The 16,495-nt window shown below is 67.7% G+C and carries 14 protein-coding genes and 1 pseudogene; 4 read left to right on the top strand and 11 right to left on the bottom strand.

The window, feature by feature from the left end:
• Positions 1–497: 497 nt before the first annotated feature.
• From IPG50_19430 to IPG50_19410, 5 genes are all read right to left on the bottom strand, one after another.
• On the bottom strand, positions 498–1,103 hold the full coding sequence (locus IPG50_19430) for a sigma-70 family RNA polymerase sigma factor (protein MBK6694355.1): 606 nt from the start codon (positions 1,101–1,103) through the stop codon (positions 498–500).
• Positions 1,104–1,299: 196 nt separating this feature from the next.
• Complete coding sequence (locus IPG50_19425) at positions 1,300–1,560, bottom strand: hypothetical protein (GenBank protein MBK6694354.1); 261 nt, start codon at positions 1,558–1,560, stop codon at positions 1,300–1,302.
• Between the two features lie 198 nt (positions 1,561–1,758).
• On the bottom strand, positions 1,759–2,019 hold the full coding sequence (locus IPG50_19420; protein MBK6694353.1) for a zf-HC2 domain-containing protein: 261 nt from the start codon (positions 2,017–2,019) through the stop codon (positions 1,759–1,761).
• Positions 2,009–2,560: a sigma-70 family RNA polymerase sigma factor gene (locus IPG50_19415; GenBank protein MBK6694352.1), complete on the bottom strand. Its 552-nt coding sequence runs from the start codon at positions 2,558–2,560 to the stop codon at positions 2,009–2,011. Before IPG50_19415 ends, IPG50_19420 begins: the two co-directional genes overlap by 11 nt.
• Complete coding sequence (locus IPG50_19410; GenBank protein ID MBK6694351.1) at positions 2,560–2,775, bottom strand: DUF2892 domain-containing protein; 216 nt, start codon at positions 2,773–2,775, stop codon at positions 2,560–2,562. The genes IPG50_19415 and IPG50_19410 overlap by 1 nt, the downstream gene beginning before the upstream one ends.
• Before the next feature lie 412 nt (positions 2,776–3,187).
• Here IPG50_19410 and IPG50_19405 point away from each other — a divergent pair, with 412 nt between their 5' ends.
• The 3 genes and pseudogenes from IPG50_19405 (at position 3,188) to IPG50_19395 (ending at position 5,329) form a co-directional block, all read left to right on the top strand.
• Positions 3,188–3,514 (top strand): hypothetical protein, encoded by a 327-nt coding sequence (locus tag IPG50_19405; GenBank protein MBK6694350.1) that lies wholly within the window; start codon positions 3,188–3,190, stop codon positions 3,512–3,514.
• A 107-nt stretch (positions 3,515–3,621) separates the two neighbouring features.
• Positions 3,622–4,547 (top strand): annotated as a pseudogene (locus tag IPG50_19400) (DUF692 domain-containing protein).
• Positions 4,544–5,329 (top strand): putative DNA-binding domain-containing protein, encoded by a 786-nt coding sequence (locus IPG50_19395; protein ID MBK6694349.1) that lies wholly within the window; start codon positions 4,544–4,546, stop codon positions 5,327–5,329. The pseudogene IPG50_19400 and the gene IPG50_19395 overlap by 4 nt, the downstream one beginning before the upstream one ends.
• Positions 5,330–5,847: 518 nt before the next feature.
• On the opposite strand, the gene IPG50_19390 is transcribed toward IPG50_19395, so the two are convergent.
• The 5 genes from IPG50_19390 to IPG50_19370 form a co-directional block, all read right to left on the bottom strand.
• Entirely contained in the window at positions 5,848–7,974 is a 2,127-nt protein-coding gene (locus tag IPG50_19390; protein ID MBK6694348.1) for a heparinase II/III family protein, read from the bottom strand.
• A gap of 286 nt (positions 7,975–8,260) precedes the next feature.
• On the bottom strand, positions 8,261–9,094 hold the full coding sequence (locus IPG50_19385) for a hypothetical protein (protein ID MBK6694347.1): 834 nt from the start codon (positions 9,092–9,094) through the stop codon (positions 8,261–8,263).
• Positions 9,095–9,282: 188 nt separating this feature from the next.
• A complete protein-coding gene (locus IPG50_19380) occupies positions 9,283–10,728 on the bottom strand; it encodes a multicopper oxidase family protein (GenBank protein MBK6694346.1) in 1,446 nt (481 codons plus the stop codon).
• 105 nt (positions 10,729–10,833) lie between these two features.
• Entirely contained in the window at positions 10,834–12,777 is a 1,944-nt protein-coding gene (locus IPG50_19375; GenBank protein MBK6694345.1) for an IgGFc-binding protein, read from the bottom strand.
• A 42-nt stretch (positions 12,778–12,819) separates the two neighbouring features.
• The gene (locus IPG50_19370) at positions 12,820–14,892 is read right to left on the bottom strand and encodes a hypothetical protein (GenBank protein ID MBK6694344.1); all 2,073 of its coding nucleotides are present in this window, start codon (positions 14,890–14,892) and stop codon (positions 12,820–12,822) included.
• A gap of 351 nt (positions 14,893–15,243) precedes the next feature.
• Between IPG50_19370 and IPG50_19365 the strand changes: the two genes are divergently transcribed.
• On the top strand, positions 15,244–15,468 hold the full coding sequence (locus IPG50_19365; protein MBK6694343.1) for a hypothetical protein: 225 nt from the start codon (positions 15,244–15,246) through the stop codon (positions 15,466–15,468).
• A 38-nt stretch (positions 15,469–15,506) separates the two neighbouring features.
• Here IPG50_19365 and IPG50_19360 read toward each other — a convergent pair whose 3' ends face one another.
• The gene (locus tag IPG50_19360) at positions 15,507–16,361 is read right to left on the bottom strand and encodes a hypothetical protein (GenBank protein MBK6694342.1); all 855 of its coding nucleotides are present in this window, start codon (positions 16,359–16,361) and stop codon (positions 15,507–15,509) included.
• Between the last annotated feature and the right edge of the window lie 134 nt (positions 16,362–16,495).

Below are 16,495 nucleotides of genomic sequence, written 5' to 3'. Positions count from 1 at the left end.
TAGACGTCGTCACCGTCGCAGGCGCTCGTCGCGTGGGAGTCGCAGGTGACGCAAGCTGAGCCAACGCACCCCCCGGTGCATTGCTCTTTCAACGCGCCGCGGTAGCCGCAGCTGTCGAAGTAGTGGACGTCTCCGTCGTAACACTCGAAGGTGGCTCGCGGGGTGCAACCGCCTGCTTCGCCTTTGGAGGGCCCCGCCTCGGGCTCGGAGTCGCGCGCGTCCGAGCTTCGAGCGTCTCTTCGCTTCGCAGCCGCGTCGCGCTCGTCGCTCGTTGGCGTGGCCAGAGCGTCGGGCCCACCGTCGCCGCCGAACATGGTGCCTCCACCGCCGGAGCACGCCGCCGCTGAGAGAACGGCGATGGCCGTCCCCAGAATCGCACGAGGCAGGCGAATGGAGGCAGGGCCGTGCATGCACCCCTATACGGGAGCTCGTGCGGGAAGATTCCTCAGGGCCTCCGGAAAGGCGCCGCGCTGACGGGCTTGACGCTCACGGGCCGCTCATTTTCCCTTCCGCCCGCTCTCTTCACGACCGAAGCTCGCTGTGTCGGCGCTGAAAATTGCCCTGGCGCGACGAAGGCGCGACGCAACCGTGCCCGCGGGGATCCCCGAGGCGATGGCGATGTCCGCCATACTCATCTCCTCGATGTCGTGAAGCACGAAGACGGTCCGCAGCTCGATAGGCATGTGCTGCAGCGTCCGCGCAACGAGCGCGCACGCCCGCTGCCGCTCGAGCACCTGCTCCGGGTTCGGTGCCGCGTCGACGGCGTCAATGAGCTCTTCGCCCAGGTGCTCGCCGTGCCGGCTGGCTTGGCGGTGGGCCGTCCAGGCGACGCGCCGCACGACCCCAAAGAGGTACTGTCGCTCGGCGCCTTCAGGCACCCCGGCGAGCTTCCGGGCCATGACGATGGCGACCTGTTGAGCCGCATCCTCGGCAACCGCGCCCGTCACACCGAAGCGACGGAGCGCGCGCGCCGTGAAGTCGGCGTGCTCGTCGAGTACGCGTCGCAGGCGCGCGTCGCGGTCCGTCGGGGACGCGACGTGTGGACTCCTGACTGGCCGAGTCGGGCTCTCGCGCGCGCTACCTGCTGCGTTGCTCGCGGTCATCGGTCGTCTCCTTGTGAGCCGCCCGCTGAGCCTCGTGGGCGCGGCGGCGCACGTCAGCGGCCAAGCCCGCAACGCGAGAACTCAGCCGCCGCCCTGCGACGAGGATCTCGTCGCGTTGTGCGCGCGCCGCATCGCGGGAGCGCTTCGATGCGAGCAGGCGAGGCGCGGCGCCTTGCGGCCGCGCCCCACCGGTCAATCACTTCCAGGAGCACCCGTTGCCGCAGCACCGGCCGATGTACCAGCACGTGCCGCACTGGCTCCGGCACGTCGTCAAGCTCGTGAACGAGCGGCCGCAAGCGCCTTCGTACCAGTTGGTGCACACGGCTTGCGTGTCGACGTTGGACTCGACCTCGACGTTGACTTCGTCGTCGGAGACAGACGACTCGGGCGGCGTGGCGCTGCAGGCGACGGAGGCGCAGGCGAGGAGCGAGGCGAGCAGGAGAACGAGCTTGTTCATGGAGACCTTTCGGAGTTTCGGGCACAGACGGCCGTTTCGGTCTGTACTTGCCCGGCGCGACGCGAACTGATCTCAGTAAAGAAACGTGATCGTTTTTATGCCTCCCAACCATCCTCGATGCGGGCGGCGGCGTGCCGCGGTGCTCCGGTTGTCGCGCGCCAAACCGGCCGTGAACGGGCGCCGCCGTGGCGTCGCCCCTCATCCATCGGTCCCATCGAGTCGCGTGCTGAGCTGCTTCATCAAGGGCTCGCTCAAAGGCTCGCTCTCGTGAAGCGCTTCGCGGAGGTCCTTCACGACGCTGCCGATGCGTCCTCCGAAACGTTCGCACACACGGCACCCGCGAAGGTGCCCCTCGACGGCTTCTCGGTCCTCTGCCTTGAGCTCGCCGTCGATGTAATCGCCCAGTCGCTCGAGGACCTCACCGCACGAGAGGCCGTTGACGATGCGCTCAGTGGTCATGATTCGGCTCTCCCTCCGCCGGGACGAGGTCTCGGTATGCGGCGCCTAGTCGCAACCGCGCGCGATGCAGTCGGCTCTTCATCGCCTGCAAGGAGAGGCCCGTCACCGTTGCCGCATCCTCGCCGGAAAGACCTTCGACGTCGCGCAGCGCCAGGATCTCCCGATCCTCCGTCGACAACATCGCGAAGGCCCGACGCACCCGGTCCAGCCGCTCGCTGCGCTCGAAAGCGATCTCCGGCGACACGTCGCCCCAACCGGCGCTCGCGCCGAGCTCCATCAACGAAGCGTCTTGCTCCTCGCGGCCCTGTGCGCGGCGAGACCGGTATGCCGCGTTGCGCGCGATGGTGAAGAGCCACGCGCGCAGGCCCGCGCCACGGTAGCTACCGGCAGCGCGAAAGGCCGCAAGGAACGTCTCCTGAAAGACGTCCGCAGCCGCGGCCTGCGAGCCCGTGACGTGGGCCGCCACTCGCAAGACGGCCGGTCCGTGACGGCGGACCACGACGCCAAAAGCCTCGCGGTCCCCCGCAGCGGCGAGCGCCATCAGCTCGTCATCGAGTGGTGTTTCGCCGGGCACGTGGAGATCCCGAAGAGAGTGTACAGCGGGCAGCTGCCGAGGAGTCCGGTGGCGAGCGGCACGAGGCCCACGAGGCCCCACAGCGATTGAGGGCCTACGAACACGAGGGCGAGGAGACCTAGGCCGAGAACCACGCGGGCCGCGCGTTCGACGGGGTGTTCGTTCTTGGGGAGGATGTTCATGGTCAGCGTCCTTTCTGCTGTCGACCATGAGAGTCGCGGGAGCAAAAAAGGATTCACCCGGCGCGCGCGCTTCTTGTCGCTCTGCTGGCGCGTCCCTTCGTTCGAAGCCAGCAAGCCATATCACCGCGGTGTCCGGCTTCGCTGGACGGGCGCAGGCGGCAACAACTCGCCTGTGTCGGCATGCCCCGGCCCACGCCCAACGCGCGCGTCTGTATCGCGCCGGTGACACGGTGAGGCGGCGGCCCCCCGACCGGCGCGCGGACCTGCGCAGGCCATCGAATGTTCGCGTAAGTGGCTGGCTGCGCCGCGTCGCACGGAAGCGACAGCGCGCGTCGGCACGCCCCGGCACGGCGCGTGCGAAGTCACTGCTCGTGCGGACGAACACGGCCCGCAACCAACCTCAGGAGAAAACATGAGCAAACTGAACAGCGTCTGGTCTCGCAAGCTTGATCGCGTCCTTGACGAAGTTACCGGCGACGCCGCTCTCGATCCGCCCGTCGAGCTGACCGTAGCGGACTGCGCGGATGTCGTCGGAGGCAACGAGGGGTGTGGAGGCAACTGCGGCAGCTGCAGCGGGACCTGTGACCCTGGTTTCTGCGGGAACCGCGACGCGAATGGCAATCCGGTCGGCGCTTCCGACAGCCTTGGTGGCTACTCGACCATGGACGGCTTCCCTGGAGCCTCGGGCACCTCGAGCGGCGGCGAAGGCGGTGGTGAGGGCGGCAACGGCGGTTGGTGATCGAAGGACTCGTTGGCCTCGCCGAGCGACGGCGCCAACGACAGCAGCACTCGCATTGTTTGAAGAAGGAGCGCACCTTGACTCAATCCGACAAGAGCACCGAGGACATGGTGCGACGCCACGCCTCGTCACCCACGCGCTCCTTCGACCGCGCGAGCGCCGCGAGCCGCGGCTCCACGGCGCGAGGGGCGCGTCCCCTCGCTGGCGTGGGGCTCGGTTTGCGCGGAGAGTTCGCGCGCCAACTGCTCGACGCGGGCGACGCGCCCGTCGACTTCTTGGAGATCGTGCCCGAGAGTTGGATGGGCTGTGGCGGGGAGCGGCGCCGACTCCTCGCGGAATGCCGGGAGCGTTGGCCCGTTGTTCCCCACAGCATCTCGATGTCGCTGGGAGGCGTCGACCCGATCGATCACGCCTTCGTCAGCGAAGCGCGTGCCTTCGCGCGCGACCTCGGGGCGCCGTTCTGGAGCGATCACATCGCGTGCGCCAAGCTAGCGGGCGCCTACGCCCGCGACCTGCTTCCCGTACCGTTTTCGTGGGAGGCGGTCGAGAACATCGTTCGCCGCACCAAGGAGACGAGGGCCGCCATCGAGCTTCCCTCGTGCTCGAAAACCCGACGTATTACGTCAAGCTCCCCGGCAGCGACCTCGGCGAGTCGTCGTTTCTCAACGCGGTCTTGGCCGAAACGGACGCGGGCTTTCTTCTGGACGTGAACAACGTCTACGTCAACAGCCAGAACCACGGCTTCGACCCGTACCTCTTCATCGATACGCTGCCGCTCGAACGCGTCGCGCAGGTCCACCTCGCGGGGCACACCCGGAGCGAGAAGTGGCTCATCGACACGCACAGCCAGCACGTATCGCCGCAAGTGTTCCAACTCTACGAACACACGCTGTCACGCGCCGGTCGCATGCTCCCGACCCTCATCGAGTGGGACTACGATCTGCCTAGCCTCGCGACGCTCCTCGAGGAAGTTCAGAACGTTCGGCGCCACGCGCATGCGGCCCTCGGCGTGTTGGCGACGGAGGCGGCATGAACCTCCACGAGGTCTACGCGGCCTTGGCGCCCCTGGTGCTTGCGGGCGGCGACCCGAAGGGCGCGGCTCGACGGCTCTTCCCATCGGCCCCCGACTGCGACGACGCGGAGCGGCTGGCGGCCTACGCGTCGTGCGCGGCCGGCAAGCGAGCGGCGTTCTTCACGTCGTTCTTCCCGCTCACGCGGAGCGCGGTCGTTCGCGCGCACGGGGAGGTCGAGTGGACGCGCCTCTGCCTCAACTACGTTCGGGCGCACCCGGCGACCCAACCGATGGTCGTTCGCGACATGATGCAATTCCCCGCCTACCTCGCCGATCGGGTGGCGCGCGTAGTTGACGAGGCGCCTCCTGCCGGCGACCCGGGCGACGGGGGCGCGGAACCCGTCGCCGCAACGGAGCGGGCGATTCTGCCTGCGTGGCTCGCGGAGCTCGCCGACTTCGAGCTCGTCGCTCACGTCGTGCGCCTCGACGCGGCAGAGGACGAGGCGGATGGTCCCCGCGGCGCCCTCGCGTTCGCTCCGACGCTCGAGCTACGGGACTACGCGTTCGACCTCGTCACGTGGGTCAACGGGCGGGCCGAGCTGCCGGCAGGTGAGCCCGGTGCAAAGCGCACGCTCGTGGCGTTCTGGCGTTCACGCGAAGGCAAGGCGAGGCGCCTTGCGCTGGGGCGCACCCACCTTGAGGTCCTTCGCGCGATCCGGCGGGGGAACGTGGCTCCCGAACGCGACGCCTCTGTCGAGGCCATGCTGGCCTGCGGCATTCTTGTCGTCGCCAAGGGCGCGTAGACACTCGCGCCCCGCGCATGCGGCTCCCGCGGCCGTGTCGATGGTCGCTTCTCGGTGAGCTGCACCACAAGTCGGTAGGTTGGCCGGCGTGCCCGCGTACACGGCGAATGGGCCGCCCCATCCGCTCGGTGCCGCCACAAGCGAACGCACCAGTACACGAGGCCGGCGCTGCCGCGTCACCGGCGCCAGATCGCCAGTGTGGACGAGAAGGCCGCACGCAACTCACCAGGCACCACGTCGAACAAGGACCCGAACACATGCTTTCAGGTGAGCGGCCTTTCGTACACCGACGGCAGCGGCTTCCAAGCCGAGTCGTATGCGTTCGGCACCGTCCCACTAAGCGACGGGGGCCGCGCCGCTTGCCGCAACCCCGCCGATCACGAAGCTAGGACCGAATTGGAGCACCAAGGTCCTTGGCTGCGCTGCCGCTGTGAGCACCCCGGCGCAAGCTCGAGGGTCGCTGACACTCTCAGCGCTTCGTTCGGCTCAACGTTTTCGACGTGTCCCCGAGGCCCGGTTCAGGCTCTCTTGGAGCGTCTGCGCATCGCCGCGACGGCGGCAAGGCCCATCACCAGACTCACCGAGTCTGCACCCTTGTGTGTGGCGGAGCAGCCGCAACCTTCGTTGCTGTTCGCGTTGTCCGCCGGCTCCGCGGGGGCTGAATCAGTGACTTGCACGGGAGCCACCGCTCCTGGAGCGATCGGTCCCGGCGCAGCCTCTGGGACGCTCGCGACTTGACCCCCAGACACGGGCCCGGCGATCAAGCCATCGTTGTCGGCAGTGAACGTGACCAACGTGCCTGAAAAGTCGACGGCGAGCGCCTGGTTCGGCGCGAGCCCCGCGACGTAGATTCGGCTTAGCGAACTGCGTGTGCGAGCGATCGGCAGTTGGTTCAGGGTGCCCGTAGCCACAAGGACGAGCGTGGTCCCAATCTCCGCGCCTTCCCATGACGATCCCGAAACGCGTGTCACTCGCGGGGCGGTATCGGTGTCGAGCGGCGCGTCACTCACCACGACCGCAGTCGAGAATGTCGTGGCGAAGGCCGCGGGCGCCGCAACCTCGAGGCGGCCCCAGTAGGGAGGCGTCCCGGTACTCTCCGTGGTGGGCGGGTAGTTCACTCCGTCCACGGCGTAGCGTTCGACGCCCGAGAAGGAGCGCAGTGCCCTCTGCGTCGGCGCCAGGAAGTGCATGCGCGCATGACCCCCACCGGTACTCGCGACTTGCGCGCTCGTCGTCCCATTGACGGTCGGAGCCAGCGGGAGCTGCCAGGCGATACGCGCTTCGCGCTCGACCGGAAGCGCAACGTGATCGACGACAAGCATCACAGGCAGGGCATGATCGTCGGGGGTCGGTACGAAGAGAACGTCACGCAAGAATGCGCTCACCTTGGTCGTCGCGTAGGCCTTGCTTGCGTTGCCCCGCGCCCAAGTGACTCCCTCTCGGGTGGCGTGGCGTTCGATGCCGTCGAGCTTAGCTGGCCCCGTCAGGTCGGCTACGGTCTTAGGCTCGGCAGCCCAGCTCGCGGGAATTCGTTGACCGCCGTCGTTGGCCCAACCGCGGAACGTTTCCCCAGGTAGGTCGACGAGCAACGTATTGTGCGCGATGGAGCGCGTATAGAAATTCTGATGGTGGGTGGAGCCGTAGCCGTCGTAGAAGCCGCCATCGCTCAGCAACGCACCCTTGTAGGAGAGCGCGACCGCGTTTTCATCTCGATGGTGGTGGTTGTAGCTGTAGAACGGCGATGACTTGAAGGTCACAACTGCCGGTACGCCGCTCCAGGTGTTGCGCGCGACCACGAAGCCCGAGCCCGAAAAGTGGCGACTAAGCGGCAGGTCGTCTGGCGCCTTCGGGGGCAGGTTGTTCTTTACGATGGACCGAATAACCGCGTGCGGGCCCCAGGCCGGTGGCAGGCGTTGCGCGAGGTGCTCCGCGTAGGCGTTGCCTCCAAAGGCCGCAGACATGGCCACCTGGCTTCGCAGCGAAGACGTGAAGTAGACGCCGAACGCATCGCCGGAGGCGGGAACGTTGAAGGCCTCATCGACGGCGTAGAGCGAGAAGTAAGCGGAGTCTCGCAAAAACTCCGGGTTCCAAAGCTCGCCGGTGGCCGACCACCACATCAGCATCGGCTCGACGCTCGAATACGCGCTGCCGTACATCCAGCCCATGTGATGACCGCCGCCTGCTCCCACGTGGTCGAGCGTTGGGACGTAGCCCTGCTGCCAATTGTCGACGACAGCTGTGCACTCGGCCGCGACGCGGCCGTCCTCTCCGTCGAGCGCGATGCACCCCGCGAGCGAGGTGGCGTTGCCCCAACGCGAGTGTCCACTGACGAAGTCCGGCGCCGCGACGAATCCGTGGTTTTCGTTCATGTGCGCCACGATGGCGTTGCGCGTGCTGGTTGCCCGCGTGGTGCCCAGTTGCGTGTGGAGCCAGTCGTAGATGACCGCCATCGAGAGCAGGCGATTTCGCCACGCGGTGTCGCCACCCGTCGGTGCGGCTATTCCGAGGAGCACGTCCAGATGGCTCAACGATGCGTTCACGAAGCGCGACTCTCCCGTGATCACAGCCGCCAACGCGGTCGGAAGCGCGACCGTATCGGGGTAGTCACCGCGAAGCTGCGTGTCGACGCCGGTCGGATTGGACAAGCTGCGGGTGGCGAAGCCAACGACCTCGTTGAGCTCGGAGTCGGACTTGGCGGCCCAGCGCAGCTGCCTGGCGCTGACGCTTGTATTGGTGAGAAAGATGCGAGGGTGGGTTGCTCGAATCTGCGCGCCTGCTTCTCGAGGCGCCCCGGTCGCGATCAATATCGCCGCCGCGACACTCCACCTAGTCCACTCGGTGGTCCACTTACCGCGGCGTCGGCTCGTCATCTCGCGCTCCGTTCTCCGTGGCCGCTCGGGATCGAGCGTCAGCCTGCAGCCCATTGCGCCGTCAATTGGACGAGACAGCAACGTAGTCAACCACAACGGCCGAGCCGCTGCCGGCCGACGCGCTGGGACCCGTGTCGACGACACCGACGTCCACGGCAAGGTTGGGGCCGCCGAGGTTAGGCTTCACCATGAGCGACGTGGCCGGTGCGCCGTCAACAGCGATGGCGATCCTCTGCATCGCTTCGTCGACCTCGAGCTCGAGGTCGACAAACTGGCCGAGCGGCAACGTCGTCACGGCGTCGAGTGCGGCTACCGTGCCCCCCGCCAAGGCGACCAACTTCACGTTCAACTTGCCCGTGTCGTCGCGCAGCAATGAAACGGCGTTGGTGCTCGATGCCAGCGCAAGGAGGGTGAGAAACGAGTGCTCGGACTTGGTGACCTTCAACCGCAGCTGAGCCCGCGCCCTCGTGGCATACGACAGCGGGGGGGCCGTGCGTGCTCTCGCGTACGAGCCCGTCGGCGACGACGGCGGAACCGACGCCGTGAGAACGCCCGCGGTCACAGAGACAACCCCGCCGTCAGAGCTCGCGATCGACCAGGTGGACCCACCATCGTTGTAGTCTTCGCACGCCTGGGCCGCCGGGAAGGCCTCGCATCCCGTGAATGGGGCAGGTGCGTCCGCCATGAGGCTCGCATCGCCTGCATCGGCATCGTGGCCCGAGTCCAAGGCGGGCGTCGCGACCTCAGACGACGCTGCGTCGTCGGGCGCGGCAGCATCGCCGGGAGCACTGCCGTCACCCGCATCAGGCGCTCCGACGCCCGGCTCCGCGAGAAGCGCCTGACACGCCCCAAGTGCGAACGCCATGCCCAGCAAGCTCATGGACGTGGCGCGCATTCGTCGATGCTAGCGCGGCCCAGGCAACGCTGGGGGACGTTCAGCGTACAGGCGCGCGCGCGTCGAGCGATCTTCTGTCGGTCTCTCACGCCCCCAGCGCATCCCGGGCGGGAGGGCTGCCGTGGGCAGCGAACCCTTCGAAGCACTGCTCGGAACGCGGGGCCCTATTTGCCTCGCGAGTGAACGCCTCAGTGCGCGTCGGACATCCCCGCGCCCGGCGCGAGCACGTCAATCTCCGCCATCATGCCGACCTCGGCGTGCTCGAGGATGTGGCAATGGGCCATCCAGCGACCGGGGTTATCGAGGTACGCGACGATCTCTATGGGCCCCGACGCCGGCACTTGGACTGTGTCACGGAGGCCGGGCCACGCCGCGTCGAGCACGCGGAAGAACTGGCCGTGGAGATGAAACGGGTGCTCGACGCCCACGGTGTTGTTCTCGAGCTTCAGCTTGAGCGTCGTTCCTTGCGGCACCGACAGCATCGGCGTCATCAAGTGCGCCTCGCCGTTGATCCGCCACTCTGCGCCGGCGCCCGTCTGCAAGTAGTCAAAGCTCATGGTGAAGCTCTGCGTCGGTGCCCGCTCGGGCACCGCCGGCGTCACCGGCGGAAAGGCGACCTCGCGCGGGCTGTTGGCCGAGTCCGTGACCCCCACCTCGAGCATGGTCGTCCGATCGTCTGGGGCTGCCGCGCCGGGAAGGAAGCTCACGAGGCGCGCCGCACCCGGCTGGTCGTAGGCGATCTCCAAGTCGTAGCGGCCGCCAACGGGCAACACGAGCGGCGACGGCAAAGGCAGCGGACTTGGCAACAGTCCGCCGTCGGTGCCGATGAGGCGTGCGCGAGCGCCCTCCACGAGTAGGTTCATGCGACGCGCGTTCGCGGTGTTGACGATGCGCCAACGCTCCACCTCGCCCTTGGTGGCCGTCTCGCGCGCGGTCGCCGCGTTGCGCCCGTTGGTCAGCATGAGCTTGCCGTAGCGACCTGAGAGCGCCGTGAGCCCGCCGAGGCTTTCGGCGGCGATGTTGCCGCTAGTGTCCAAGAGCACGTCGTCGAGCATCAATTCACGCTCGCGGTCGTAGACGGGCTCGTCGTTGCCGTGAATGGCGATGGGGCCGTAGAGGCCGCGCTCCAACTGATCGTTGGTGTGAACGTGCGGGTGGTACCAGAAGGAGCCCGCGTCGGGCGCGATCATGTCGTACGTGAACGTCTCGCCGTTGGCGACCGGCGTCATCACGCGCGGCGAGCCGTCCATGGCTACCGGTACACGCAAGCCGTGCCAGTGCACCGTCGTCGGCTCGCCGAGCTCGTTCTTAAAGTGGACGATGAGTCGATCGCCGGCGCGCGCCTGGAGGAGCGGGCCCGGCACAGTGCCGTTGAAAGCGAGCACGTCGATGAGCTTGCCGTCGATGGGCGCCTGCGCGCGCGTGGCCGTGAGGTGCACCTCGACGACGTGCGGATCCGGGTTCTCGTCAGAGAGCGTCGGCACACCGCCGATGGTGGGGATCGGCGTCGGAGGCTTCGGCGAGGCGCCGGCGTCGTGGGCGGGTTGCGGCGTCGTGCTCGGCGCTTGCGCGCCGTTTTCCCCCGACGAGGAGCACGCGGCGATGACGACGAAGGCACCCAAGAGAACGCGCATCCCCAGAGGCTGGCACCGCTGGTCGCAGTTCCCAACGGCAAAGATGCGCGCCGAAAAGCTTTCGTCCCGTTCCTTAGCGTCCGAAAAACTTTGCGTGCCGCGGCGCTACTGCGCGCTCAAGATGACGTTGTTGAGCCGCGTGATGTTGGCGCCGCCGGGGTAGCCGTAGCTCACCCAGCGAGTGAAGGCCGGATCGGCTTCATTGGTGCCCGAATAGGTGAGCCGGCTGCCCCATCCCCAGACCGTGACGCCGAAGGCCGGCCCGGTGAGCGGTGCACCTTGTACCGATGCCGTGAGCCGGTGCACGCCGTTGTCGCAACCACCGACACCTTGAAAGTTTCCCGTCGAGAGCGACACGCGTGCCGTCTGGTAGGCGCCAATGTTCTGCCAACCGGTGACGAGGCCGCTGCAGTCGAGGGACACGTCGGGGAAGGCCAAGCCTCCTTCGGTGGCGACCCGTTGTCGCACGAGCACCAGCTCCGTCTCCGGGTACGTCGGATCGGTGAAGAGCGTGTAGCGCGGGAGGAACTGCTGCGGCGGGATCACGTTGACGAACTCGGGGTCGCCCTCGCCGCTGAAGGGCTCCCCGCCGGTCATGTATTGCGCGAAGTAGAACGGGTGCGCCGCGTCTTGGCTTCGCACCACGAAGGGGCCCGTCGCGTTCCACTCGCGAAGCTCGCGCGCGTTGACCGACGTCGGCGCGCCAGCGAGGGCCGGCGTGAACGTGAGCTGCGTGCCGTCGGCGACGCCGACGATGCGCCAGGGCACCGGCTCGTTCTCGAGGGTCCCGTCCGGTTGGCGACGGCCGCGGTACCGAACGCCGACGTATTCGCTGCCGAGGGCCCGCACCGGCGGCAGCATTTGGTGCGCGCCGTCGGCGCGAACGCGGCTCAGCGGGATGTCCATGAGCGTCGAGCCGCCGATCACGGCGACGGGGCGCGTCGCCTGAATGGCGCTCCCCGTGAGCTCTTCCGGTTGCGTGAACTGCAGGTATTCCCCGCGCGCCAGCGTGTAGCTCGTCGCGACGTTCGCGCTCGTGCCTTGCACGCCGGGGCCCGCGACGACGGCGACGGTGGGCCGGACGCGGACGACGGTTCCGTCTTCTTGCGAGACGATGGCGAGCGTCGGGCCCGCGCGCGGCGCCGTGAAAAGCGTGGGCGCCGCGTACGCGTTGACGGCGACGTAGTTGTCTTCCCAGACGTTCGTGGGCAAGAGCAGAGTCGCGCCGGTCACGCGCGCGCGGCCCGCGCCGAAGGGGAGCATCTGATACGCGACGACCGGCACGTTGGTCTTGATATGAAACGCGCGGCCACGGCCTGTGCCGTGAATCGCCGCGTCGCCCACGACGGCTGGCGTGACGCCGGCGGGGCAGCCGGCGAGGCGCCGAGGCGCCGAAGGATTGCCGTCACCCGCCGCGGCCGGATCGCGCGAGAGGAACATCACCGCGACCTGATCCTTGGCGAGACCCTGCGCCGCGTTGTAGGGCGCATACGTGATGTTCTGGCCTGTGCCTACGGGGATGCGGGTGAACTGCTCGATGGGTAACGTCGTCCCGTTGCGCGCCACCTCGATGCGCGCCGGCTCGCCGCTCTCCCACTGGTTCACCACGAAGACCGCGAAGCACACGCCCTCCGCCTCCGGCACCGCGTCCATTTGCACGGCGAAGAACTCGCAGCCGTTCGACGTGTCTTGCCCGAGCGTGTCGAGGCACGGGTTTACGCACTGGCCTTCGCGGCAACGCTCCAGCGAGCTGCACTGAAAGACGCGCACTCCGCAGCGGTAGATGAAGCCCGGATCGGCGTCGTTGCAGGTGGGGCCCGCGTCGCAATCGGTCGTGACGTCGAGCGGGCCACCTTCGAAGAGGGGGCCGTCGAAGGGCCTCTCCCCGTCGCGCCGTGCGTCGCCGTCGCGTTGGTCCAAGGTGGCGTCGGTGGATGCCTCCTCCGTGGTGCCCGCGACGGTGCCCGTCGGAAGATCGGTGCGCGAGCCGCAGGCCGCCACGATGGCGCCGCACGTGAGGACGGCGAGGGAGATGCGAAGGAACACCATGACCGCGGGGCCGATGGTATCCCAACCGCCGCCCCGCGCGGCTCAGTCGTTCGGGCCGATGAGCCCGTACTTCCGCGCGAGCCAATACAGGTGCAAGTAGTCGCCGCCGGGCGCCTCGTACCCCTCGCCGCTGCGGTAGCCGTTGCCGACTTTCCAATACATGACGTCGGGGCTCCCCTCGAAGAGCGGGTGGGAGTTCAGGCCCTGCGTGCGATCCGACGCCGGGTAGTTCATCCAGTCGCCCTTCCATGGCAGCGACGGGTAGGGCGACATACAAAACTCGGGGTTGAGCGACCGATCGATGGTGAACGACACCTTTGGGTATTGCGCCTCCTCCATCCGGGAGAGCGCGTCCTTGATGAACGGCGAGGTCGCTCCGGCGCCAGAGCCGAAGGCGGCCTTCAAGAGGTGCCACGTCGGGAAGCGCTGCTTTTCTAAGTTCTTGTGGCTCGCGTCGATGTGCGAGCGCATTGCGTCGACGGCGTTGCCGCCGAGGTCCATGCGCTTGGCGAGGAAGACCTGGATCATGTCGCCGATGGAGGTGAGGTGCGTGCCGCTCCAGTCGACGATGCCTTGCGTGTACGTGACCGGTGTCGCCGCCAGCGCCGGCTTGCCGATGAGCCAGTAGCCCTCCGCCGTCGTCTTGTAGGAGAGCGCGTCGCCGCTGTTGTCGGTGACCACGGCGTAGAGCCACGCGGCAGGGAGCTTGTTCGTCCACGCGCTGGCGGGGGCGTTTGAGCCCCCGAGCTGCACGTCGTCGGCGAGGTGCTTCGCGTTCGTGCGAACGCGCGCGCAGAGCGCTTCGTGGCCCGTCTTGCCGCCCTCGCACAAGAGCTCCCAGCCCATCAAGTAGCCGTAGAAGAGGCCCTTGATCATGTCGTTGTTGCCACCGGCGAGCCACTCGAGGTTGGCGTTGGCACCGGTGCCGGCGTACCAAGGTGGCTGCGGGCTGCCGGTGGCCTTGCGCAGCGTGCGGGCGAACTGTTTCCAATCGCCCGTCATCTCCTGAAGCTTCAAGAGCGCATCGAGCGTCAAGACGACGTTGGCCTTTGCTTTCGGTTCGCCGGTGACCTGAAAGCGAAAGACCTGGCCGGCGAGGTAGACGGCGGTCCAAAGCGCGCCGTCGAAGGACTCGACCTGGCCCGAGTAGCCGGCGCCCGGCGCGCCGCCGTGGGGAATCATGCCTATTTCGGGATCGATGAAGCGTTCCTCGGCGGCTTTGTCGTAGAGGTCCGCTTTCTCCTTCATGGTGTGGCGAAAGGCGTCGGCGCGCGCCAACGTTTCGCCGAGGCTGATCTCGTCGACGACCTTGTCGACGACGCGGAGCGCCTTCTTGTTGGCGCGGTAGAAGTCGAGGTCGGTCTTGTCGATGACGTGCCCGTGCACCGCCGCCTGGAACTCGGGGCGCGGTACGTACGGCTTGATGACGTCGAGCGTGTGGTAGTTCGAGTAGAGGCTGAAGTTCGTTTGCTTCTCGGTCGCCGATGGCGGCGAATGAGCGGGGACGAGGCTCCGCTTGTCTTCGAAGATGGGCGCGGCGCCGAGCGGCTTTTGGGCCTTCCACGTGTCGGCGAGCGACACGCCGGCGCCGGTGATGGTGCCCGTCAATTGACCCACGCCAAAGCTGAACGTCCCCGTGAGCGGCACGGGGCCGTCGGTGGCCGTGCGCTTCGTCGTGCCGCGTGATGTGATGAAGTCGAGCCTCTTGAGCGAGGACTCGAGCGTGAGGCCGCTCCCGACCTTCTTGAGGGTGCCGCGGAAGAGCCAATGAAGCTCGCGGTCGCCCTCGACGGTGACGCCTTCGTAGCGCACCGTTCGGATGAACGAGTAGACGCCAGGCTTGCCGGCCTTGTCGGTGCGGATCTCGATCTGGCCCGTGTACGTGCCTCGGTCGTCCTTGCCCGAGACGTCCCAAAGGCCGGGCAGATCGCTGGCCGCGGCGCTGAGACCTGCGTCGCTCGGCGGCGTGGAGCTGGTCGCCGAGCTCGTCGGCGAAGGGCCTGTGGGCGTCGTGTCGGCGGGGGCCGCGTCGCTTCCGCAGCCGACCATCGAAAGGGTCCCCCAAGCAAAGGCCGCGAGCGAGACGTAGCGAGGCGAGACGCGCAGGTGAAGCATCGATCACTTTCGTAGCCGGTGGGCAAGCCTTCGCAAGTGCGAAGGCGGGCGACGCGGCGCGACTCGGAGAAGGCCCCATGTCTTCGGTGGCGTTTGTCGAGGTGGGGGCCGGTCCTGGTCAAGCTCCGATCGGTCCGTCATGGAGCGGGCGGCAAGCCGCTGCCGGCTTTGCCCGCTCCGGCGAGGAGCCGCCGCGGGCGGCACCAAAGGCCCCGCCCACGTTTGGAGCAAATTGGACCGCGGAGGGCCAGTTCGCCCCGCCGACGGCCGCTGCGAAGGGTGCCCGGTCTGGGCATGTGGCCTGCAGCGAAGAACGTCGATGCGCGAGTTATCGCGCCAAGGAGATTCTCAATGAACAAGGTCGAGTCGTTGTCCGAATTGTCGCTCGAGGAGTTGGCCGAGGTTGACGGCGGTTCGTTGGTCGCCGCCGGACGATTCGCGTGGGAGGCCTTCGGCGTGATCGGGCGAATCGGCACCATCTACGAGGTCGGTTCGTCGTTAGGCCAGCTCTCGAGTGGCTTCGAAGAAGGCGGCGGTGGCCGGCGCTGGGGCATGGCGGACATCCAGGCAGCCTGATCCACGAAGGCGCCGCCGGCTCGCGTCGAGGGCGCGAGTCAGCGGCGCTGGTCGATCTCGGCGCCGAGGTCGGCTGTTCCCGTCCATTCGTCGCCCACGCGCGCGAGCGTCTTGGCGTCGAGCGCTACGAACGTGGGAAACGCCGTGAGATCGTTCGCGACCGTGGGCCGCAGCGTCGTGAGCCCGGGATCGAGCAGCATGTTGAAGCCCGGGTGCTTGTTGCGCCACGCGATGACGTCGCTGTTGTTTGCCGGCTTTCCGACGCTCGCGCCTTCGACGAGCACGCTCACGAAGCGCACGCGATCGAAGCTGGTGGCGCCCTTGGCCAGCAGGTTGTTCGAGTTCACGTCCCACGCGCTGCTCATCATGAGGACCACAAGGTCGACGTCCTTGCGGGTTGCGTCGCCGAAGTCGCGCAGCGAGAGCTTCATCGACGTCGTGAACTCCTCGCGATACCCAGTGAGCTTGGTGTCGCGGTAGTCGGCGGTGACGCCTGCGTCGGCCCCGGTCTTCGGCGGCTCGGTGCCGTTGGGGTCCTTGAAGCACACCTTCTTGGGCGAGACGGTGGTCGACTCGCAGAGGTAGCCCTCGGGGCAGCGCGCGTTCGAGCAGTCGGCGGAGCAATAGATCTCGAGCCCGCTGCGCGCGTCGATCAGGCAAAGGCCGCCTTCGCAGCGGTCGCTCGTGATCGCGACGGTGTCGCCGATGCTCGTGCCGCCGCTGCACTTGCCGCCGAGCTTGTCGGCGCTGATCTCCGGCAGGTTCGACGTCGAAGGCGGGGCTCCGCCGTCTCCGCTGACGGGGCCGTAGTAGCTGGGTGAGCTGCACGCGCTGCTACCGAGAAGGAGCGCAACGCCGGCGAAGGCGAGCGTGCAAAAGCGGATCGAGGCCATGGCGTGGTGGACGTCCTCGGGGCGCCCGAATTCGCCGCGGATCGAAGAAGTCCTCGGTTCGCGCTATCGGCCGCGCCACTTCGGTCCGGCTTCCACTCCTGTTGAACTCGAATGGCTCGGTTCGCCGATCGCGC

This window comes from Myxococcales bacterium (assembly GCA_016703425.1).
In the GTDB taxonomy this organism is placed as follows: Bacteria; Myxococcota_A; Polyangia; order Polyangiales; family Polyangiaceae; genus JADJCA01.
Note: the sequence above shows the minus strand (reverse complement) of the source record. Positions and strands in the feature narration are given on the sequence as shown.

What these genes read in the sequence shown, in the direction of transcription:
- IPG50_19430 (MBK6694355.1), bottom strand. Translation starts at nt 1,103, where the DNA reads ATGACCGCGAGCAACGCAGCAGGTAGCGCGCGCGAGAGCCCGACTCGG.
- IPG50_19425 (MBK6694354.1), bottom strand. Translation starts at nt 1,560, where the DNA reads ATGAACAAGCTCGTTCTCCTGCTCGCCTCGCTCCTCGCCTGCGCCTCC.
- IPG50_19420 (MBK6694353.1), bottom strand. Translation starts at nt 2,019, where the DNA reads ATGACCACTGAGCGCATCGTCAACGGCCTCTCGTGCGGTGAGGTCCTC.
- IPG50_19415 (MBK6694352.1), bottom strand. Translation starts at nt 2,560, where the DNA reads ATGGCGCTCGCCGCTGCGGGGGACCGCGAGGCTTTTGGCGTCGTGGTC.
- IPG50_19410 (MBK6694351.1), bottom strand. Translation starts at nt 2,775, where the DNA reads ATGAACATCCTCCCCAAGAACGAACACCCCGTCGAACGCGCGGCCCGC.
- IPG50_19405 (MBK6694350.1), top strand. Translation starts at nt 3,188, where the DNA reads ATGAGCAAACTGAACAGCGTCTGGTCTCGCAAGCTTGATCGCGTCCTT.
- IPG50_19395 (MBK6694349.1), top strand. Translation starts at nt 4,544, where the DNA reads ATGAACCTCCACGAGGTCTACGCGGCCTTGGCGCCCCTGGTGCTTGCG.
- IPG50_19385 (MBK6694347.1), bottom strand. Translation starts at nt 9,094, where the DNA reads ATGCGCGCCACGTCCATGAGCTTGCTGGGCATGGCGTTCGCACTTGGG.
- IPG50_19380 (MBK6694346.1), bottom strand. Translation starts at nt 10,728, where the DNA reads ATGCGCGTTCTCTTGGGTGCCTTCGTCGTCATCGCCGCGTGCTCCTCG.
- IPG50_19375 (MBK6694345.1), bottom strand. Translation starts at nt 12,777, where the DNA reads ATGGTGTTCCTTCGCATCTCCCTCGCCGTCCTCACGTGCGGCGCCATC.
- IPG50_19370 (MBK6694344.1), bottom strand. Translation starts at nt 14,892, where the DNA reads ATGCTTCACCTGCGCGTCTCGCCTCGCTACGTCTCGCTCGCGGCCTTT.
- IPG50_19365 (MBK6694343.1), top strand. Translation starts at nt 15,244, where the DNA reads ATGAACAAGGTCGAGTCGTTGTCCGAATTGTCGCTCGAGGAGTTGGCC.
- IPG50_19360 (MBK6694342.1), bottom strand. Translation starts at nt 16,361, where the DNA reads ATGGCCTCGATCCGCTTTTGCACGCTCGCCTTCGCCGGCGTTGCGCTC.